Source organism: Arthrobacter sp. PM3 (assembly GCF_003352915.1).
GTDB lineage: Bacteria > Actinomycetota > Actinomycetes > Actinomycetales > Micrococcaceae > Arthrobacter.
The window spans coordinates 2,021,155-2,042,065 of the sequence record NZ_CP022314.1 but is presented as its reverse complement, the minus strand read 5'-3'; the positions used below and the strand labels follow the sequence as shown (position 1 = coordinate 2,042,065).

Below are 20,911 nucleotides of genomic sequence, written 5' to 3'. Positions count from 1 at the left end.
CGATTTCTCCTTCGAAAATCAGCCAGGGCCGTCGGCCCGACGCTGGGAAATTGGAGCGCTACAAAAATGTGCGCTGATAAGAAGAGTAGCTATGTGCATATGTCCTGTCAATGGTCGGGCGGTTATCCTCGAATGAGACCCGAAAGGCCCTGCAGATGACGCTCAACACCCCGCGAACCCGCCGTCCGACGATCTACGACGTCGCCAAAAGCGCAGGTGTCTCGCCGTCCCTGGTCTCACTCGTGCTGCAAAATCCGGCAAAGGTCAGCGAGAAGCGCCGGGCGGCGGTCCGGGCGGCGATGTCGGAGCTGGGATACCGCCCGAGCCGGGCGGCGACCACGCTTGCCAGCAGCCAGACGAAGAGCATCGGCCTGGTCATCGACGACTTCCGGAACCTCTGGTTCGTGGACCTGCTGCGCGGTATGGAATCGACCCTGTCCCCGCATGGTTACCAGGTCACCCTCGCCGATTCCCGGCCCGGCGAGAACCGCATCACGGAAGCCACCGACGGCCTGCTGGCCATGCATGTGGAGGGTCTCGTCATTGCCGCCGAGCCGAGCGAGTCCATGATGGCCGGGACCTGGGTTCCCGCCGTCGTCGCCGGGTGGCGGAACGGCGTTCCCGTCGGCGCCGGCCTCATCACGAACGACGACGACGGCGGCGGCCGGATGGCGGCCGAACACCTGCTGGGGCTGGGCCACTCGCGGATCGGGCACCTCTCGGGGTCCGGCGGCGCTGCCGCCCACCGGCGGGAAGGCTTCCGCAGCGGCATGATCGAGGCCGGCGTCGACGTTGTGATCGCCGGTGAATCCCACGGTACGTCGGAGGAGGACGGGTACGAAGCCGCGTGCTGGCTGCTCGACCACCACCCGGACACGACGGCCCTGTTCGCGGCCAACGACACCATGGCCCTGGGCGCCCTCGCGGCAGCCAAGGCACGCGGCCTCTCGGTCCCGGAGGACCTGTCCGTGATCGGCTACGACAACTCCCAGCTGGCGAAGTCCCGCTACCTGGACATCACGTCCGTGGACAACCGCAGCGACCTCGTCGGAGCCGACGTCGCCAACACCCTGCTGGCACGGATCCAGGACCCCACCCTCGGGCCCGAGCGCAAGCTGATCGAGCCGGCCCTGATCGTCCGCGGCACCACGGCGCGCGCCCGGGGCTGACAGCGTCGGTCCGTCCGGCCCGCCGTCGCCGGGTTCGCCGGAAACGCCCGCAGTCGCCGGAAGTTTCCGGCGGCCCCGACGCGATCCGGCGAACTCGCGGGCAGCAGCCGACGTCGCCCCGTAATCCACATAACGACGACGCAGCCTTTCGGAGATGGCCAGAACCCGTGAAGCTGGCTGCATGCCCCAAAACCACTCACCCTCTCTGCCCGCAACGGGCAACCTCTGGCGCACCGAGCAGTTGCTGGACCTCGGCTATGGACCCCGGGCCATCCGCTCCCTCCTGGATTCGGGCGCCCTCGTCCGGCTGCGGTACGGCTGCTACATCCGCGCCAGCCTTTGGAACGCCCAGTCAGCCCCTGCCCGGGGCCGGCAACTGATCTTCGCGCATGCCCATGGAACGCGGACGACGTCGACGGGCAGCTTCCTCTACAGCCACACGTCCGCAGCGCGCCTGCGCCGGCTCTACCTCTGGGACGTGGACAACACCGTTCATCTCCTGCAAAAAGGGCGCCCGTCCAGCGAGCGCCACGGCAGGGACGTCCGGTGCCACACGCGCCCCTTCACCGACGACGAAGTTACGTCGGTAGGTGGGCTCCGGACGACCACGCTGGAGCGGACGGTCGCGGACTGCGCCACCCTGCTGAATTACCGGCAGGCACTGATCCTCACGGACCATGGGCTGCGGCTGGGCGCGGACCCGGACGTCCTGCAGGCCATGGCCGATGCCATGGAAGGCCGCCGCGGGATCCGAACGTTCCGCAGGGTCCTCGCCGCCGCGGATTCCCGCTCGGAGTCCCCCGGGGAAACGCTGGCCCGGGATCTGGTCCTGCGTCTGAAGATCAAACGGCCCGAACCACAGGTGGAGGTCGTGACGCGCATCGGCAGGCACCGGATGGACCTGGCGTGGAAGGAGGAAAGAGTCGCCCTAGAGTTCGACGGGAAGACCAAGTACTTCGACTACAAACCCACGGCCGAGGTCCTCTACGAAGAACGGCGCCGCGAGAAAGCCCTGAATGAAGACGGATGGCGGTTCGTCCGGGTTGAGTGGAAGGACCTTTTCCGCGAGCAGGAGTTCAAGAGCCGGATCCTCCGGGCCTTGGCTGGGGCTCCGGGACCCTAGCCGCCGCCCGGGCCGCCCCCGGCCGCGGGTAGGCGCCAGTGTAGCCAGTTCGCCGGAACCCTTCGACGTCGGTGGGAGCTTCCGGCGACGTCGAAGGGTTCCGGCGACGTCGGTGCAGGCCCTACGCCCCGTAGCTCGGTTCGCGTTTCTTGACCCAGCCGATCACGAGCGAGGTCAGCGGGACGAAGGCGAATTCCACGAGGGTCTTGTAGAGGAACCCGACCAGGACGTAGTTCACGAACATCCCGAGATCGGTAATGCCGATCACGGACGCGGCGATGCTGCAGAAGATCAGCGTGTCCACAAACTCACCGACCACGGAGGACCCCATGATGCGCGCCCACAGTGACCGTTCCCCGGTCCGGGCCTTCATCTTCACGAGGATCCAGGAGTTGATGGTCTGCCCGGCGAGGAACGCCAGCAGCGAGGCCATCACGATCTGCGGGACAGGACCCAGCGCCCCTTCGAGGGCGGCCTGCTTGGAGGCGCCGTACTCGTCGTCGAACCCCGGGAGCGCAATGATGACCCAGTAGCAGAGGGACGCGAACACGGACAGCCCAAACGCGGTGACGATCGCCTTGCGGGCCACCTTGAAGCCGTAGACCTCGCTGATGACATCACCCAGGATGTAGGCGAGCGGGAAGAGGAAGAAGCCGCCGTCCGTGATGATGGGGCCGATCGCCACGCCCTTGGACGCCCCGATGTTGGACAGGATCAGGACCACGGACATGACGGCGAGCATGATGCCGAAGTACGGGGAGCCGATCGAGGCGAACTTCGGCGGGGCCGCTGCCGGGAAAGTTTTGGCGGAAGTCATGGGAAGTCCATTCGTAGTGGTTCGCTCGGCACTCCGGAGTCCTGCGTCGTCCCGGTACGGCCGGCTGTATTAGCACTGAACGGCCCTGGCGGGACTCCCGCCGGACCGGCCTCCATTCTCGCACTCTCGGGGCCCGGGACCGGATCGGTTACGGATGCCCCGCGGCTCCGCCCGTGCACTGTGAACCACCCGGGCGGGGTGGCAGGATGGGGCCATGAAGGTGACCCATGCCTGACACCGCGGTGTCCACCCGCGCCCTCGTCAAGCGCTACCGCGGCGTCACCGCCGTCGACTCTCTCGACCTCGACGTCCGCCGGGGCGAGATCTACGGGTTCCTCGGGCGCAACGGGGCAGGCAAGACCACCACCATCCGGATGCTGCTTGGCCTCATCCGTCCAAGCAGCGGGGACGTCACCGTCCTCGGCCGGCGCATCAAGCCAGGGGTGACCAGCGTGTTCGCGCGGATCGGTTTCCTGGTCGAGACCGCGACGGCCTACCCCAACCTCACGGTCCGCGAGAACCTCGACCTCCAGCGCCGCCTGACCGGCTCGCCGGGGAGGTCCGTCGGCGATGCGATCGAGCTGCTGCGCCTGGCCGCGTATGCCGACCGGCGCGCCGGTCAGCTCTCGCTCGGCAATAAACAGCGTCTCGCGCTGGCCCGTGCGCTGTTACACTCCCCCGACCTGCTGGTACTCGACGAACCGGCCAACGGGCTCGATCCTGCCGGGATCGTCGAGATCCGTATGCTGCTCCGCTCGCTGGCCGACGAGCGCGGCATCACCGTTTTCATGTCCAGCCACATCCTGGCCGAGGTCGCCCACCTGGCCGACCGGATCGGCATCGTCCACGAGGGCCGCCTGATCGAGGAGTCATCGCGCGACGAACTCGCGGCGAAGGCACGCGCTTTCGCCGCCGGCGCCTATACCCCCGAGGAACGCGAACAGGCACTGCTCACACTGGACCTGGAGCGCTACTTCCTGGCGCGCACGGGCGACGCCCCCACTCGGGATGCCCCCATGAGCGGGGGCGCGTGATGTTCGGCCAGGTGCTCGCCACCGAATTCATGAAGCTCCGCCGCTCTAAGGCGACGTGGGCCACCGTGGCGGTGTTCGCGCTGATGCCGGCCGGCATCGCCCTGTTCATGTGGATCGTGCGCGAACCCGGGCGGGCGGCCGAACTGGGGCTCCTGGGCGCCAAGGCGAACCTCGCCGGAATCGAGGCGACGTGGCCCGCATACTTCTACATGCTCGCGCTGATTTTTGGCGTCGGCGGAATGCTGCTGCTGGCGTTCATCGTCGCCTACCTCTTCGGCCGGGAGTACAGCCACGCCACCGCCAAGAACATGCTCGCGCTGCCGGTGGGCCGTCACTGGTTCGCCGTCGCCAAGCTGCTCGTTGCGGCCGCGTGGTGGATGGCCCTCGTGGCACTGGTACTGGCCGAGGCATTGGTGATCGGAGCGGCGCTGCAGCTGCCCGGGTTCAGCCCCGGGCTGGCCGCGGCCGGCGTCGCACGCGTGCTGCTTGCTGCCGGGATCCCGCTCCTGCTCGCCCCGGTGGTCGCATGGATCGCCGTGTGGAGCCGCGGCGAAGTGGCGCCCATCGCCTTCGCGCTGGTGATGCTGGCCCTCGGCAATCTGTTCGGGAAGACCGGCTGGGCGGAGTGGTTCCCGTACTCGATCGTCCCGCTGCTGATCGGCATGGTCGCCGACCCGGTCGGCACGCTGCCGGCGGGCAGCTACCTGGTGCTCGCGGGCACGTTCCTGGCCGGCACCGCCGCCACCGTCCTGCACCTGCGGTTCGCGGACAACGCCCAGTAAGCCAACAACGACGACGGGACGCCGGCTCCCGGACCCGATGTTCCGGGAGTCGGCGTCCCGCCGTCGCAAGTTCCGCCGTCGTCCGTCAGCGGCGAGGGGCGTCGATGAGGTCCCTGTCGCCGTCGGCCGCACCTCCACCCTCAACCGGCGCCCAGGCGTGGCCCTGCTCGTGGTCAAGGTGCGTGGACTTCTTGTTCTTCAGCGCGAAGATGTAGACCAGCAGGGAGATGCCGATCGTCACCGTGACGTAGGTGAAGAACACTTCCTCCTGGCCGGCTTTCTGGAGGGCCGCGCCGATCAGCGGGACGGTGCCGCCGAAGAGCGAGTTGGCGATCGCGTAGCCCAGGCCCACACCGAGGGCGCGGATGGACGCCGGGAACAGCTCTGCCTTCACCAGGGCGTTGATGGAGGTGTAGCCGCCGACGATCAGCAGGCCGCCCATCATGAGCAGGAACGCGGCGAACGGATCCTTGGTGCCGGCGAGGGTGGAGAGCAGCGGCCAGGTGAACAGGACGCCGGTGATGCCGAACCAGAGCAGCAGCGGCTTGCGGCCCACCTTGTCCGAGATGATGCCGTAGACCGGCTGCAGCAGCATGAAGATGAACAGCGCCCAGAAGTTGATCACCGAGGTGTCGGTCTTGGCGATGCCGGAGGTATCGTTCATGAATTTGAGGATGAAGTTGGTGTACGTGTAGAACGCCACCGTGCCGCCGAGGGTGATGCCGATGCAAATCAGGAGCGGCTTCCAGTGGCTCGTGAACAGCAGCTTCATGGTGCCCGGCTGGGCTTGGCCCGCCGCGGCGGGGCTCTTGGCGGCTTCGATCTGCTCGGCCGAGACGGTCTCCGCCATCGAGCGCCGCAGCCAGAGGACCACCAGTGCGGCCACGCCGCCGACCGCGAACGGGATACGCCAGCCCCACTCGGTGAGGTCGGCCTTGGGCATGGCATTCTGCAGTATCACGAGGACCAGCAGGGCCAGCATCTGGCCGCCCACCAGGGTGACGTACTGGAAGCTGGAGAAGAACCCGCGGCGTCCGGACGTGGCGGCCTCGGACATGTAGGTGGCGCTGGTGCCGTACTCGCCGCCCACCGAGAAGCCCTGGATCACGCGGATGAGGACCAGCAGGATCATGGCCCACAGCCCGATCACGTCCTGGGTGGGGAGCACGGCAATGGCGAAGGAGCCCGCGGACATCATCGTCACGCTCAGCGTCAGCGCGGCCCGGCGGCCCCGGCGGTCGGCATACCGGCCGAAGAACCAGGCGCCGATCGGGCGCATCAGGAACGACGTCGAGAAGACGGCCATCGCCTCGAGGCCGGCCTGGAGCTCGTCCTTGGAGTTGAAGAAGTGCGCCTGGAAGTAGGCCGCGAAGACTGTATAGACGTAGAGGTCGTACCACTCGACAAGGTTGCCGGCCGAGCCTTTGAGGATGTTGCCGACGGCTTTTCGGGTCTGGGCCGCTTCGGACAGCTGGGTGCTCATCAATGAACCTTCCTGGATCCGGCGCCGCCGGTAAGCAACACCGTCCGCCACCATAGTCGGCGTGATACGGAACACTCGGGTTTTGTTCATACTGTTCATGAAAGGCCTGTTCAAGCGCACAATGCCGGAGGTTTTGGCGGGATGGCAGGATGGGACCATGACTTCTACCGCATTCGACTCCGCTGCCCTGGCCGCCGCCGGTACCGCCTCCTCCCCCGGCTCTTCACCCGCAGTGGCGCTGACCATCGCCGGCTCCGAAGCGACCGGGGGCGCCGGCGCGCAGGCTGACCTGAAGACGTTCCAGGAACTCGGCGTCTTCGGGATCGCGAACCTGACGTGCATCGTCTCCTTCGATCCCAAGGACAACTGGAACCACCGCTTCGTCCCGGTGAACCAGCACGTCATCGCGGACCAACTGGAGGCGACGACGGCGGCCTACGGTGCCGCGTCCGGCGCGCCGGCCGTGCTGGACACCGTGAAGATCGGCATGCTGGGCAGCCCCGCAACGATCTCGACCGTGGCCGCGGCACTGGCGGACTCCGCCTTCAAGAACGTGGTGCTGGATCCCGTGCTGATCTGCAAGGGCCAGGAACCGGGGCACGCCCTGGACACCGACCGGGCCCTCAAGGCGCAGATCCTGCCGCTGGCCACCTTCGTGACGCCGAACCACTTCGAGGCCGAGTCGCTCTCCGGGCTGGAGATCACCGACGTCGAGTCCCTCAAGGCCGCCGCGGTCCGCATCCATGAGCTCAGCGGCGCCGCGGTGCTAGCCAAGGGCGGCGTGCGACTGGAAGGCCCCGACGCCGTCGACGTCTACTACGACGGCGAAACCCTCGAAGTCCTGTCCGCCCCGAAGGTGGGGGAGGTGGCCGTGTCCGGTGCCGGGTGTTCACTGGCTGCCGCCGTGACCGCGGAACTGGCGAAGGGCGCGGCGCCGCTGGAGGCCGCCCGCGCTGCGAAGGACTTTGTCACGGCGGGGATCCGGAACCGCGTGGCGTCGGGCGCACCGTTCGACGCGCTCTGGCAGGGCGGCCCGCGCTAACCCCGGCCCTTCCGACCCTCCCTCACGTCTCGCCGTCCCTGTCTCGACGCTCCCTCACGTTTCGCAGTCCCTGTCTCGACGCTCCCTCACTTCTCGCGGCTTTAATCCGGACGCCCCTTCACATGCTGAGAGGGCGTCCGGTTTTTTGTTTGCAGAGTCTGAGGGAGCGTCCGGTTTTTGTTCGCAGAATCTGAGGGAGCGTCGCGTCATGGGCGGGGGTCGGCCACGATGCCCGAGACCAGGGGCAGCCCGGTTTCGGTGTGCACGATCTCGTAGCGGAACGGCCGGTCGAAGTCGATCCTCTGCTCCGGCTCCAGCGGCACACCGGTGGCCATGCCGTCGATCCGGGTCACGGCCGCGGCCACCGTCCCCTTCTCCGCGACCGTGATGCTGGCAGTCTGCACGGCCCGGGTGATCGTGAGCCCGCGCTGGATGGCGTCGAAATCCCGGGTGGTGGTGAACGTGGTTTCCAGCCCCAGGCCCACCAGGACTTTGCGGAGGTCGAAACTGCTCGTGTGATCCCACCGGGGCAGGGAGATTTTCGTGGAAACTTCCGCCGCCCTGTCCAGGGCCGCGGCGATGTCCGCCAGGTGCTCCGCGGTGATCGTCTCCGGCCCGTGTCCCGGAGCCGGGAGTACCAACCGCATGACGAAGCCTTTGGCGTAGGGCATGTCCACTGCCCGCCAGTCGGGGCCCTCCGCGTAGGCCGGCGTCAGTTCCTGGTGCATCGTGGGCACTTCGGTCTCCTCCCCGCTGCTGAGCGTGAAGGTGCGGTCCGAGGTGTCATACGGATCGAACGGCCAGCACCAGGCCGCGGCGAAGTAAAGCGTGCTGAGGAGGCTGAACGTGGTACCGGGGTCAGTGTCCCCCGGCGCAGCCGTGATCCGGCCGCCCGTGTGCCGGTTCACCCATGCGTCCAGGGCCAGCTTGGTGGCTGCCGCGTCGGCGAAGTGCACGGGATGCACGCCGGTGCCGTAGTGCCGGGCGAGCATGTCCACGTAGCCGACGCCGGTGGGTACGTCCTGCTCCACGAACAGGCCCTGGGCGGCGTGCATGACGGGTTTCCGCGGCGGCTTCTTCGGGTTCACTTTGCCGGGGTCGCCGTCGTACTTTGCCAGGGCAGCCGACAGCGCGTTCATGGCCTCGTCCCGGTGCCTGTCCGGGAGTCCGAGCACCCGGTCCAGTTCAGCGGCGCTCTCCCCGGAGGCACCAGCCCGTAGCATGGCCAGGCCGATCAGCAGGCCGCCGGCGGAGCACACCACGTTGCCTGCCGGGCTTTCGGAGCCTTCACCGCCGTCGGCCAGCAACGCCTCCCCGAGCTTCCGGGCGGAGGCGCGGAACGCCTCCAGCTCGGCGAAGTAGCGGGAGCGGTCCACGGCGACCCGCTCCACGCCGTCGACCGTCACAAGTTCAGCCATGCGGTAGTCCTTCCTTTCCGGCTCCGGGCGCCTCGTGCGCGTTCAGTTCGCCGGAATGAGTCCAGTTCGCCAGGAAGCTTACGGCGACCCGGAGACATTCCGGCGAACCCGGGGAAAGATCAGCGCCGCGGGATGTTGCGAAGGTTGCTCCGGGCCATGCTGACGGCCTCGCCGGCGCCGCGGTTGAGGACCACCTTGGACATGGCCGTGGCGAAGCCAAGGACCTGCGCGCCCTTGATCTTCGGCGGCAGGGACAGCGCCTTGGGGTCCGTGATGACCTCCACGAGCGACGGCCCGGGGTGGGCGAAGGCTTCCCGGTAGGCCTCCTCGATACGGGACGGGTCCGTCACGCGCACCGCATGGAAGCCGAGGGCCCGGGCGACGTCGGCGTACCTGACGTCCGGGACGTCCACGCCGAAGTCCGGGAGCCCGTCCACGAGCATTTCCAGTTTCACCATGCCCAGGGTGGAGTTGTTGAAGACCACCACGTTGACCGGAAGCCGGTGCGCGGCTACCGTGATGAGCTCGCCCAGCAGCATGGACAGGCCGCCGTCGCCCGAGACCGAGACCACCTGCCGGCCCGGATAGGCCAGCTGGGCGCCGATCGCGTGCGGCAGGGCATTGGCCATGGAGCCGTGCAGGTAAGAGCCGATCAGCCGCCGCGTGCCCAGCGGGTTGATGTACCGCGCAGTCCAGACATTGCACATGCCCGTGTCGGCGGTGAAGATCGCGTCTTCCGCCGCCACCTGGTCCAGCAGCGACGCCGCATATTCCGGGTGGATGGGCTGTTTGGTCCCGACTTTGCGGGTGTAGGCGCCCACGGCCTTATTCATAAGCCGGTCGTGCTTCTTGAGCATCGCGTCGAGGAAGCGGCGGCTCTTCTTGGGCTTCAGCAGCGGCATGAGGGCGGCGAGGGTGGGCAGGACGTCGCCATGCACGGCAACGTCGACGTCGGTCCGCCGGCCCAGGTTCTCGGCGGCCCGGTCCACCTGGGCGGTCCGGGTGCCCGGGAGGAACTGGTCATAGGGGAAGTCCGTGCCCAGCAGGATCAGCAGGTCCGCGTCCTCGATCCCCTCGGCCGCGGCGCCGTAGCCCAGCAGCCCCGTCATGCCGATGTCATAGGGGTTGTCGTACTGCATGAAGTCCTTGCCGCGCAGCGAGTGGCCGATCGGCGCCGCGATCAGTCCGGCGAGCGCCACCACCTCATCGTGCGCACCCTCAACGCCGGCCCCGGCAAAGATCGCCACCTTCTCCGCTGCGTTGATGGCGTCCGCGAGGTCCTGGACGCTGGCCGGGTCCGGGGTCAGCGCCGCCGGCCGGAAGCCCGCGGGAGCCGGGGTTGGGGCCGTCGCCTCCAGGCCGGCGATATCACCGGGAAGGGTCACGACGGCGACGCCCCGGAGCCCGACGGCGTGCTGAATGGCGCTGTGCATGACCCGGGGCGCCTGCTCCGCGGTGCTGATGAGTTCGGAGTAGACCGAGCATTCATTGAAAAGCCGGTCCGGATGGGTCTCCTGGAAGAAGCTGCTCCCGATCTGCTTGCTCGGGATGTGCGAGGCGATGGCGAGCACCGGGGCCCCGGACCGGTTGGCGTCGTACAGCCCGTTGATCAGGTGCAGGTTGCCGGGTCCGCAGGAGCCGGCGCAGACCGCGAGCTTGCCGGTCAGCTGGGCCTCGGCCGCGGCGGCGAATGCGGCCGCCTCCTCATGCCGGACATGGATCCAGTCGATCCCGCCCTGCTGCGAGCCGCCGGTCTTCCGGACGGCGTCCACAATCGGGTTGAGGCTGTCCCCGACGATCCCGTAGATCCGCTGCACGCCGGCAGCCCGGAGTTGTTCGATGAGCTGGGTGGCAAGTTCCTTGGCCATGGGTGCACGCTCCCGCAAGATGGGTCGATGAGCTGACACTGGCCAATATAGTCCGCTCACCTCCGAGCCTCCCCCAGACAGACGCTCCCTCAGATCCGGAAGACAACCAACAGCCCCCGATGTGAGGGAGCGTCACCCAAAAACCCGCCAGATCTGAGGGAGCGTCACCGCAAAAAACGCAGGATGTGAGGGAGGGTCCAGCGATACCCCACCCGATGTGAGGGAGCGTCGGGGGTGGGTCAGCTGCCGGAGTGGGCCTGCAGGAAGGAGTAGACCTCGGTCTCGTCCACGCCGGGGAAGGCACCCGGCGGCATGGCGGCCAGCAGGTGCGAGTGGGCCCGGGCCGAGGGCCAGGCGTTGCCGGCCCATTCGGCGGTCAGCGATGCCGGCGGCCGGCGACAGCAGCTTTCGTCCGGGCAGGTGGACTTGGACCGCTCGGTGGTGTCGCGGCCGCGGAACCACTTCACGTGCGCATACGGCACGCCCACGGAGAGCGAGAACTCCCCGTTGGCGGAGCGCTCGGTCCGGGCCGTGCACCAGTAGGTCCCGGCCGGGGTGTCCGTGTACTGGTTGTAGGCGCTGAACTTGTCCGGGACGTCGAACACCACCCGCGACGTCCAGTTCTTGCACGACGGCTGGCCCTCGATGGCGCCGGTATGGTCCTGCGGGAAGGTCACGCCGTCGTTCTCGTAGGCCTTGTAGATGATGCCGCTCTTGTGGGTCTTCTGGAAGTGCGTGCGGAGGTCCAGGTGCTGGGTGGCGAGGTTGGTGAAACGGTGGGCAGCGGTCTCGTAGGACACGGCGAACGCGTCCCGGATGTCCTCGACCGCGATTTCCTTGGCCTGCTTGGCCCGCTGCAGGAACTCCACGGTCGCCTGCTCGGGCAGCAGCAGGGCGGCGGCAAAGTAGTTCGTGGCCACGCGCTGCATCAGGAAGTCGCCGTAGTTCGACGGTGTCTGGTGGCCCAGGACGTAGTGGCCCAGGGCCTGCAGCAGCACCGAGCGGGGGTCGTGATCGGTGCGCTGGTTCTGCGTGAGGTAAATTCTGCGGTTCTTAAGATCGGTCACCGACCGGGTGGAATGCGGCAGATCCCCCACGTGGTGGAGGCTGAAACCGAGGTGCCCGGCGATGTCCGCGATGACGTGGTGGGACAGCGGTCCGCTGGTGTGCCCCACCGAAGCCAGGACCTTCTGGGCCTCGGCCTCATACTCCGGGAAGTAGTTGTTCCGCTCCCGCATCATGGCCCGCAACTCGCCATTCGCGCGGCGGGCTTCCTCCGGCGTCGCCACCTGCTCGTTGAGCCGGCGCTCAAGCTCGTGCTGCAGCCCCACCATGGACTCGAGCACATCCATCGGAAGCCGCGAGCTGATGCGGATTTTCGGCAGGTTCAGCGACTCGTAGAGCGGGCTGCGCTGGTACCGTTCCAGTTCGATTTCCAGAGCCGCGCGGCGGTTGGGCGGCTCCGCGCCGAGCAGTTCGTCGATGCTGACGCCCAGGGCCCCGGCGAGCTGCTGGAGCAGGCCGAGTTTGGGCTCGCGCTTGCCGTTTTCAATCAGGCTCAGCTGGCTCGGGGCGGTCCCGACGGCGGCGCTCAGGTCATCGAGCGTCAGGCCCGCCGCCTTGCGCAGGTGACGGACGCGGCGGCCCATGCTGATGACGTCCACCTCCGGCGCGGCAGGTGTTGGCAGGGACGAAACTTGGCGGTTCCAGCTGGCGGCATGCATTTATTGAGAATATGCGAAGAACCGCATTTCTTTCCATAGATTTGGTCTAGAAACCTCTTGGAAAGTGCAGAAAAGTAGTTCTCACGGAAAGATTCACTATCCGGGAATCACCGGCCGGGATTTGCAGAGACGCAAGGCCCGCTCCCGGAAACCACGAGTCCCGGACCCACCAAGGAGACAATGATGACTGCAGCATTTGAGCCCACCCAGCAGCCGACCGTCCAGGACGCAACAGAGCAGGCCGCCGCACTGGAGCTCGAGTGGGCCGCCAACCAGCGCTGGGAAGGTGTCACCCGCGATTACTCAGCGGCCGACGTCGTCCGGCTCCGCGGCCGTGTCTCCGAGGAACACACGCTGGCCCGCCGCGGTTCCGAAAAGCTGTGGAAGCAGCTCACCGAGGAGCACAAGACCGGCAAATACACCAACGCCCTCGGCGCCCTGACCGGCAACCAGGCGGTGCAGCAGGTCAAGGCCGGCCTGCGCGCCATCTACCTTTCCGGCTGGCAGGTCGCCGCGGACGCCAACAACTCCGGCCACACCTACCCGGACCAGTCGCTGTACCCGGCCAACTCGGTTCCCACCGTGGTCCGCCGCATCAACAACGCGCTGCTCCGTGCCGACCAGATCGAGTTCTCCGAGGGCATCCAGACGGTTCAGGACTGGCTGGTCCCGATTGTGGCCGACGCCGAGGCCGGCTTCGGCGGCCCGCTGAACGCCTACGAGCTCATGAAATCCATGATCCAGGCCGGCGCCGCGGGCGTGCACTGGGAGGACCAGCTCGCCTCGGAAAAGAAGTGTGGCCACCTCGGCGGCAAGGTCCTGATCCCCACGCAGCAGCACGTCCGCACCCTGAACGCCGCCCGCCTCGCCGCGGACGTCGCCGGCACGCCGACGGTTGTCATCGCCCGCACCGACGCCGAGGCTGCCACCCTGATCACCTCCGACGTCGACGAGCGTGACCAGGAATTTATCCTCCGCGAAGGCGGACAGCCGGTTCGCACGGCCGAGGGCTTCTACAAGGTCCGCAACGGGATCGAGCCGTGCATCGCCCGCGCCAAGGCTTACGCCCCGTACTCCGACCTCATCTGGATGGAGACCGGCACCCCGGACCTGGAGCTGGCGCGCAAGTTCGCCGAATCCGTCAAGGCCGAGTTCCCGGACCAGATGCTCTCCTACAACTGCTCGCCGTCGTTCAACTGGCGCAAGCACCTGGACGACGCCACGATCGCGAAGTTCCAGCGCGAACTCGGCGCCATGGGCTTCACGTTCCAGTTCATCACCCTGGCCGGCTTCCACGCCCTGAACTACTCGATGTTCGACCTCGCCCACGGCTACGCCCGGGAAGGCATGAGCGCCTACGTCGAGCTGCAGGAGAAGGAATTCGCCTCCGAGTCCCGCGGCTACACCGCGACCAAGCACCAGCGCGAAGTCGGCACCGGCTACTTCGACGACATCGCCACCGCGCTCAACCCGAACGCATCCACTTTGGCTCTCGTGGGATCCACAGAAGAGGGCCAGTTCCACTAGAAACTTCCCCGCCTAAGGTGAGCTGTTCACGTCGCTCACTGGAAGGCACGACGACGGCCGCCACCGCACCGGGGCCGGGAAAGGCGATCCGGAAGCGTGCGTAAAAGGGGCCCTGTCCCCGCCCGTCCGAGCTCTGCGAGGACCAAGGGCGGGGATGGGGAATAGCACGCGGAGGATTGCCTTTTTCGGCCCCAATCCCGTCCTGCCGGCCGTCGTCGAACCGTCTGATTCTCCAAGGAGACCGAAATGAACAGCTTCACCGACAACTTCACCATCAATGGGATTACCTTGACTGCTCAGCCGATTTGCCGGCAGAGCGAAGTCCTGACGCCGGATGCGCTGGCGTTCGTTGCCAAGCTGCACAAGGCGACGGCGGGACGGCGGCAGGAGCTCCTGCAGGCACGGCGGGAACGCCGGCACCAGATCACCAAGGGCCAGGACCCGCGGTTCCTGCGGGAGACCGAGTCCGTGCGCAACGACCCGAACTGGCGCGTCGCTCCCCCGGCCCCCGGCCTGGAGGACCGCCGTGTCGAGATCACCGGACCGGTGGACAAGAAGATGACCATCAACGCGCTGAACTCCGGCGCGAAGGTGTGGCTCGCCGACATGGAAGACTCCTCCACCCCGTCCTGGCGCAACGTGGTCCAGGGCCAGCTGAACCTCACGGACGCGCTGGAGCGGCGCATCGACTTCACGTCCCCCGAAGGCAAGGAGTACAAGCTGCGCCCGGCCGGGGAACTGCCCACGATCGTGGTCCGTCCCCGCGGCTGGCACCTGCCGGAAAAGCACATGCTCATTGATGGCGCCCCGATCGCCGGCGGGATCGTGGACTTCGGCCTGTACTTCTTCCACAATGCCCGCCGACTGATCGCCCAGGGCAAGGGACCGTACTTCTACCTGCCGAAGATCGAGAATCACCTCGAGGCCCGGCTGTGGAACGACATCTTCATCCTGGCCCAGGACCTGCTGGACATCCCGCAGGGCACCATCCGCGCCACAGTGCTGATCGAGACCATCACGGCCGCGTTCGAGATGGAAGAAATCCTCTACGAACTGCGCGACCACGCCGCGGGCCTGAACGCCGGCCGCTGGGACTACATTTTCTCCCTGATCAAGAACTTCCGCACCCGCGGACCCCGGTTCGTGCTGCCGGACCGCGGCCAGGTCACCATGACCCAGCCGTTCATGCGCGCCTACACCGAACAGCTGGTCCGGGCCTGCCACAAGCGCGGCGCCATGGCTATCGGCGGCATGGCCGCGGCTGTCCCCAACCGCAAGGACGCCGAAGCCAACGCCATCGCCTTCGAGAAGGTCCGCGCCGACAAGACCCGTGAGGCCGGCGACGGTTTTGACGGCTCGTGGGTGGCGCACCCTGACCTCGTTCCGGTGTGCCGCGAGGTGTTCGACGCCGTCCTGGGCGAGAATCCGAACCAGCTCGAGCGCCTCCGTGAGGACGTCACCCCGGATGACCGGGCCCTGATCGACCTCTCATCGACCACGGGAACCATCACCGAGCAGGGCGTGCGGAACAACATCGAGGTGGGCATCCGCTACATCGAGTCCTGGCTGCGCGGCAACGGCGCGGTGGCCATCCACAACCTCATGGAGGACGCCGCCACAGCGGAGATCTCCCGCTCCCAGCTGTGGCAGTGGATCTTCTCCCGGGCCATCACGGACCACGGCGACGTGGTCACCCGCGAGTGGGTGGAGGACATGCTGGACGAGGAATTCGCCAAGCTGGAGCGCTTCGAGGGGGACCGTTTCGCCGATGCGCGGGACATCTTCGAGGAGGTCACGCTCAGCAACGAGTTCCCGGCGTTCCTGACGCTGCCGGCCTACGACCGCTTCCTGCATGAAGCGCGCGACGGCGCCGACACCCCCAGCGAGGACCCCGCGCTCGTCGCGGCATAACGAAAGAACTCCGTCCGCTGGGCTGCCCGCCCTTCGCAACAGGCAGCCCGAGATCCGGGTGGCAGCCCAGCAACGGAACACCCTGCAGCTCGACAACGGCGTCGGGATGAAGGTTGAGGCCCATGTTTTCGGTAAACATGGGCCTCAATTGTTGTCCGGCGCTTCAGCTACCCGGTGACTTTCCTGGCAGCGGCATGCCACGTCAGCCGTCCACGCTGAAAATCCGTTGCCCGGCCGACGGATACCGTGTACGAGTCCCTCGTGGGGTACCCCAGCCGACTCGTCTCCCAGCCGAGCGACGCCCACTTCGAACGGATCGCACCGTACACCGAGTGCGCCCCGGTACGGTTCGTCCAGTAGATCGATGCCCCGCCGGCACCGGAGAAATGGTTGTACCGCCCCCGCCCGTCGGGCGCGCGCTTCTCATCCGTGATCGGATAACCCAGCAGACCTGTCTCCCAGCCCAGCGACGCCCACTTGGCTCGTATTGATCCCATGACGGAGTGCGCGCCGGTCTTAGGTGACCAGAAGATCGAGCTTCCATCCTTACCTGAGAAGTGGTTGTACTTCCCCACCTTGTCGGCCGAAGTCGTCGTGTCGGTGGTCGGATAGCCCAGGCCCGTCTCCCAGCCCAGCGACGCCCACTTGGTTCGGACCGCCCCTGTCACCGAGTGCGCCTTTGTAGTTGGCGTCCAGTAGATCGATGCCCCGCCGGCACCGGAGAAATGGTTGTACCGTCCCCTCCCGTCGGGCGCGCGCTTCTCATCGGTGGTCGGATACCCCAGCGGCCCGGTCTCCGCACCCAGTGCCATCCATTTGGACCGGATCGAGCCCAGAACAAAGTGCGCTCCGGTGGTCGGGGAGTAGTAGATCGAAGATCCGCCCGAGCCGGCGAAATCACTGTAACGGCCTACTTTGTCCGGTGAAGCTTTCTGGTCGGAAATGGGGAAGCCCAGGACGCCGGCCGGACCGCCGGCGGCCCTGTAGCGTTTGCTGATCTCACCGAGCACTGCATGGGCCCCGGTCTTGGCTGACCAGCAGATCATGCCCCCGTTGTAGTCCTGGCACTTCCCTCCCGCCACGGGGTACTCGGAGGTCAGCATCCGGCCCAGGATCGTCCCCGGGCGGCCGGCATTGATCTTCCACCCGTAGGCGGCGATGGGGTCGTCGGTGCCCCTCCCTGTGAGCATGACTTTCTGGGCGGCCTGGCCGTCATCGGCGGTGACCAGGTAAAAGGTCTCGCTCGTCCCGGCTTGCCCAACGGCCGACGGCGCAAAGGTCACTGTCTGGTAGGCAGTCTCACCGGCAGGGACCTTTAAGCCCTCGGAAATGGGAGTTGCCGTGGAGAAGACCCCCTGCGGCGCTTTCGCCTTAGTTATGGTCATCGGGATGTTTCCGGTGTTCTTGATCGGAAAAACCCGGGTAACCGATGTCCCGACGGGGACATCGCCAAAGTCCAGAGTGCGCGGCACCTCCAGGTGCGCTGTTCCGGAGATCGCCGTCGCGGTAATTTTGACGGTCACCCCGCCGCGGTCGCTGACGACCGCTAGAGAGTCGGTCACCGGCTTAGCCGTTGTAGGGCTGAAGGTCAGGGACACCGGCACTGAGCCGAGGGGTTGGATCGTCTGGCCCACGACCGGCACCGTGCTTGCATCCACTTTCAGCGCCGCGTCGACTGGGAGGGTGACGCGGGTGAGCTTGACGGCGGTTGTGCCGGTGTTGACGATGTTGATCGTCTGCCGGCTGGTTGTCTTCGTTGGCACATCGGTGTATTGGATCAGGGCCGGGGTCGCGCCCAGGCCGTCCTTCGTACCAACGGCGTGGACGCCGAGGAGGACGGTCTCCCCGTCCGTGGTCTTGACGGTCAGCGTGCCGTCAACCTGTCCGGCTGCTGCGGGCGAGAACGTCACAGGGACCGCGAGACTTCCGCCTTTAGACACCTTCCGAGGCAGCGTCAGCGAGGTTCCAATCTTAAACGGTGCACCTGTGGTGATGGAACTAATCGTCACGGTCCGGGATGCGGTGACTGTAATGGTTCCGGCTGCAGCGGTACCCACCTTGGTGTAGCCCAGATCGGTGTCCTTAGCTCCTACTGCCGCCGTTGTTGGGGCGCCGAACCCGAGCACGTGCCCGTCGCGGGTGCCGACGTACACACGGCCCTTATCGGTTGCCACCGAGGAGAACTTGGCGCCGATCCCCAGGGGGGCGCTGAAAACCTCTTTGAGCTGGCCCGTGCTGTCCGGGATTGCCTTGTAGGCCCGCAGTTCCGCACCCGCGCCCGTTCCTCCGCTGACATAGACCACCCAGACAAGGGCGGAGGACCCGTCTTTGCCGGATGACGTCACCACAGGCGAACCGGAGCTGAACCCGAATGTTCCGGCGGAGGTCCCGACGGCGGCGAGGCTGACGCTACCCGCGGCGCTAGTCACCAACTTGAACGCCCGAAGGTATCCGTTGCTCTCTACGACGTAGATATAGCCGCCGCTACTGCTCCCAAAGAACGCAGGCTTGCCCCACACCCCGTTGTACGGACCGGCTATGTCGAGAACGGCATCGGTACCACCGGGCCCCTGCGCCATGCCGCCCAGGTTGTCCCGGTCCAACAGGTAGACCCGGCCGTCTTTGCCGACTTGCGCCATCAGATGGGGGTACCTCGCTGTGCCGTAGCCGTCGGGAATCGCGAGGGGGGCTCCGGCTCCCAGGTCGGCGTCGTTGCGGTTCAGCCTGGCGTTGTCGGCCGGACTGAAGAAGTCCGTTGGCTTCAGGTTGCCGTCGGTGCCCACCCGGAGCCGGACCACAGCCTCGGCCAGGGTGGTGGGAGGCTTCGAGCCCGGGCCGGGACTCGGGGAGATGCCGTTGCCGGTCGCCAGCAGGATCTGACCGGGGCCGTCGGAGACGAGTCCCCCGCCGGACTGCCAAATGCCGCCCTCCGCGTTGGCGTTCCCTGACTCTGTCGCCCACATCGTCGTCTGCTTGCCGGCTGTCGATACGCCGACGACATAGCCGACGAAGGGGGTGTAGTCGCAGTGGCTGGCGAACCCTGCATAAACCACGCCGTCCAAGAGCAGCAACCCCGGGCGCTGCATCGCCGTCATTGGGTTGAACGGACGGCCGGGGTCATTTGTCGGGGAGCCTTGGATTGTGACGGGGAACCCTGGCCTCTCCGCGCCGGTCGCCACATCCAGTTTGTGCATGTACCAGTGCGGGAACTGCTTACTGGCTCCGTCATTCGTCTTCGCCAGCAGGAAGATGCTCTTCGATGCCGGGTCATAGACCGGGGTGGAAGTAACTCCGATATTGGGCGTCAGGTCACCGCAGTTCACGGTGGACGCTGGCCACGCCGGCCCGAGCTTGCGCGTCCACTTGGCCGCGCCCGTCTCGCTGTCCAGCCCGTAAACCGCGTTGTTCTCAGTCGCGGCAACCACGGTGCCCCCGACCACCAACGGCTGGGCGTAAACCTGCCCGTCCACGGTGGCGGAGAATAGCCGACCGAAGTTCGAGGATGCCACAGATGACGGCGAGAGAACGGTCTCGTCGCGATCCCAGCCCGTCCGCAGGGAGTCGTTGGCGATCGTGCCCACGTCGGCTGCGGCAATCCCGCTGGTGCACAGCCCTGCGAATGCGAGGGACATTGTTATTGAGGCTGCCCAGGCGCCCCGCGACCGCAGGCGTTGCGGGGACGAAGTTATGGGGCTTTTGCCAGGCCGGTGGTGCCGGAGGCGAGCCGCCCCAGCCATACGTTGACGGCGCCGACGGCCCGGAAAATGGGCGTAGAAACCCCGTGGTTTTGTTTGATCACGCATGGCTGAGACCCGTTTCTGATCAGTACATTGATTTGACTAACCCAGTACTCAGGAGCGTAAGAGCGGGGGTCCAAGGGCACCCGAGTGGCGCCTACTCGACTTTTAGGGGGCTGCCTGTGCCCGGTCCGTGGCACTACTTGACCCCTACGTGGGCGCGCGCGAGTGCCTACTTGGTCGGGCGTCTCCGCACCGAGCTGACTGCAGGAGGCCTCGCCTCGCCGTACCCCGGAAGAGGCGGATAAGTCTCTGTTAGTCTTTGGCGGTGCACCTTGAACCCAGTGATGTTGACCTTGTGACTGTGACGTTCGAGGGCGATGCGCGGCTTGCTGTCCTTCAGATTATTTCGGTGGACCGTCTTCTGGACCACGAGAATATTGGCCGGTACATCGTTGTCTTGAACGGTCAGGACAATGCTGCGGTCGAGGCGTTCCTAAGATCCAACGTTGAGACCAGGATCTCGTCCGAGCTGGCGGCGAAGATCGAGTATGTGCCAGCAATCGACCTACTGCCCGATAACGACCCGCAGGGCTGGCACGGTCAGCAACTCCTGAAGCTAGTAGTGGCGGCCAATCTGGCCTCCCGCTACTACCTTGTGCTGGACGCTAAAAACCACTTCATACACCGCACCCTAGTCAGTGATTTCTTTACCGAGACCGCGATCAAGACGATCCGGCGCCCCGCTTCCAAGGCTCAACGTGCCTTGATAGAAGCATCTTTCGGATTGTTCGGGGCAGCGGATCGGGCTTCGGGGCTCTCAGGGGCCGCGATGCCTACCATCACTCCTTACCTCATGGACACGGGCACCGTTCGGGAGATGATGTCGGACCTTGAGTCCAGGCATGCTGGTACGGCTTTTGGAGACATTCTCGAGGTTGAGCTGTCTACGGCTACGGAGTTCTACCTTTACTGGGCCTATTTGGTTGTGACAGGCAAGGAGGGGCTGTACGAGCACAGCGACAAGATGGCTGTGACGCTGTTCACCAAGTACCCGCGCCGGTCCAGTGAATTTCTGGCGCTACTTGAGTCTGCGCGGGCCGATAGGGTTGCGATGTTCGGGCTTCACCGTCGGCGTCTTCGGCGGTTGACTGGTGCGCAGCGGGACCTCATCGTTGAGTTGTGGGGAACCGAGCTGTTGACGGCCGATGAGGATGCTGAGTGGTTCATGGAATACGAGAACCCAATGTCGGCGTGACACCTACGATCCCAGAGC

The 20,911-nt window shown here is 66.4% G+C and carries 14 protein-coding genes; 8 read left to right on the top strand and 6 right to left on the bottom strand.

Translation table 11 applies throughout. The annotated features are described in order from the left end of the window. The first annotated feature begins 155 nt into the window (after positions 1-155). Positions 156-1,169 (top strand): LacI family DNA-binding transcriptional regulator, encoded by a 1,014-nt coding sequence (locus tag CFN17_RS09480; RefSeq protein WP_208751144.1) that lies wholly within the window; start codon positions 156-158, stop codon positions 1,167-1,169. A gap of 181 nt (positions 1,170-1,350) precedes the next feature. After that, the gene (locus CFN17_RS09475) at positions 1,351-2,292 is read left to right on the top strand and encodes a type IV toxin-antitoxin system AbiEi family antitoxin domain-containing protein (protein ID WP_208751143.1); all 942 of its coding nucleotides are present in this window, start codon (positions 1,351-1,353) and stop codon (positions 2,290-2,292) included. A 121-nt stretch (positions 2,293-2,413) separates the two neighbouring features. On the opposite strand, the gene CFN17_RS09470 is transcribed toward CFN17_RS09475, so the two are convergent. After that, a complete protein-coding gene (locus tag CFN17_RS09470) occupies positions 2,414-3,109 on the bottom strand; it encodes a queuosine precursor transporter (RefSeq protein WP_208751142.1) in 696 nt (231 codons plus the stop codon). Positions 3,110-3,336: 227 nt separating this feature from the next. Here CFN17_RS09470 and CFN17_RS09465 point away from each other — a divergent pair, with 227 nt between their 5' ends. Together CFN17_RS09465 and CFN17_RS09460 are read left to right on the top strand one after the other, a co-directional pair. Further along, the gene (locus CFN17_RS09465) at positions 3,337-4,143 is read left to right on the top strand and encodes an ABC transporter ATP-binding protein (RefSeq protein ID WP_208751141.1); all 807 of its coding nucleotides are present in this window, start codon (positions 3,337-3,339) and stop codon (positions 4,141-4,143) included. Then, positions 4,143-4,925: an ABC transporter permease gene (locus tag CFN17_RS09460; RefSeq protein ID WP_261792455.1), complete on the top strand. Its 783-nt coding sequence runs from the start codon at positions 4,143-4,145 to the stop codon at positions 4,923-4,925. The genes CFN17_RS09465 and CFN17_RS09460 overlap by 1 nt, the downstream gene beginning before the upstream one ends. Before the next feature lie 85 nt (positions 4,926-5,010). Here the strand turns inward: CFN17_RS09460 and CFN17_RS09455 are convergent, their stop codons facing one another. Next, positions 5,011-6,408, bottom strand: a complete 1,398-nt coding sequence (locus CFN17_RS09455; protein WP_208751139.1) for an MFS transporter — start codon at positions 6,406-6,408, stop codon at positions 5,011-5,013. A 157-nt stretch (positions 6,409-6,565) separates the two neighbouring features. Between CFN17_RS09455 and CFN17_RS09450 the strand changes: the two genes are divergently transcribed. Beyond that, a complete protein-coding gene (locus tag CFN17_RS09450) occupies positions 6,566-7,450 on the top strand; it encodes a hydroxymethylpyrimidine/phosphomethylpyrimidine kinase (protein WP_208751138.1) in 885 nt (294 codons plus the stop codon). Between the two features lie 206 nt (positions 7,451-7,656). Here CFN17_RS09450 and CFN17_RS09445 read toward each other — a convergent pair whose 3' ends face one another. From CFN17_RS09445 to CFN17_RS09435, 3 genes are all read right to left on the bottom strand, one after another. Further along, positions 7,657-8,868 carry a serpin family protein gene (locus tag CFN17_RS09445; RefSeq protein WP_208751137.1) on the bottom strand — a complete coding sequence of 404 codons (1,212 nt, stop codon included), beginning with the start codon at positions 8,866-8,868 and terminating at the stop codon, positions 7,657-7,659. A gap of 119 nt (positions 8,869-8,987) precedes the next feature. Next, on the bottom strand, positions 8,988-10,736 hold the full coding sequence (locus CFN17_RS09440) for a pyruvate dehydrogenase (RefSeq protein WP_208751136.1): 1,749 nt from the start codon (positions 10,734-10,736) through the stop codon (positions 8,988-8,990). 239 nt (positions 10,737-10,975) lie between these two features. Continuing rightward, positions 10,976-12,460 carry a helix-turn-helix transcriptional regulator gene (locus CFN17_RS09435; RefSeq protein ID WP_208751135.1) on the bottom strand — a complete coding sequence of 495 codons (1,485 nt, stop codon included), beginning with the start codon at positions 12,458-12,460 and terminating at the stop codon, positions 10,976-10,978. Between the two features lie 183 nt (positions 12,461-12,643). Here CFN17_RS09435 and aceA point away from each other — a divergent pair, with 183 nt between their 5' ends. Both aceA and aceB read left to right on the top strand, forming a co-directional pair. After that, the gene (gene aceA / locus CFN17_RS09430; protein WP_208751134.1) at positions 12,644-13,987 is read left to right on the top strand and encodes an isocitrate lyase; all 1,344 of its coding nucleotides are present in this window, start codon (positions 12,644-12,646) and stop codon (positions 13,985-13,987) included. Positions 13,988-14,233: 246 nt separating this feature from the next. After that, positions 14,234-15,898 carry a malate synthase A gene (aceB, locus tag CFN17_RS09425; protein WP_208751133.1) on the top strand — a complete coding sequence of 555 codons (1,665 nt, stop codon included), beginning with the start codon at positions 14,234-14,236 and terminating at the stop codon, positions 15,896-15,898. A 167-nt stretch (positions 15,899-16,065) separates the two neighbouring features. On the opposite strand, the gene CFN17_RS09420 is transcribed toward aceB, so the two are convergent. After that, complete coding sequence (locus tag CFN17_RS09420; protein WP_208751132.1) at positions 16,066-19,530, bottom strand: choice-of-anchor D domain-containing protein; 3,465 nt, start codon at positions 19,528-19,530, stop codon at positions 16,066-16,068. A gap of 433 nt (positions 19,531-19,963) precedes the next feature. Between CFN17_RS09420 and CFN17_RS09415 the strand changes: the two genes are divergently transcribed. After that, positions 19,964-20,893, top strand: a complete 930-nt coding sequence (locus CFN17_RS09415) for a DUF6492 family protein (RefSeq protein ID WP_208751131.1) — start codon at positions 19,964-19,966, stop codon at positions 20,891-20,893. The last annotated feature ends 18 nt before the right edge of the window (positions 20,894-20,911 follow it).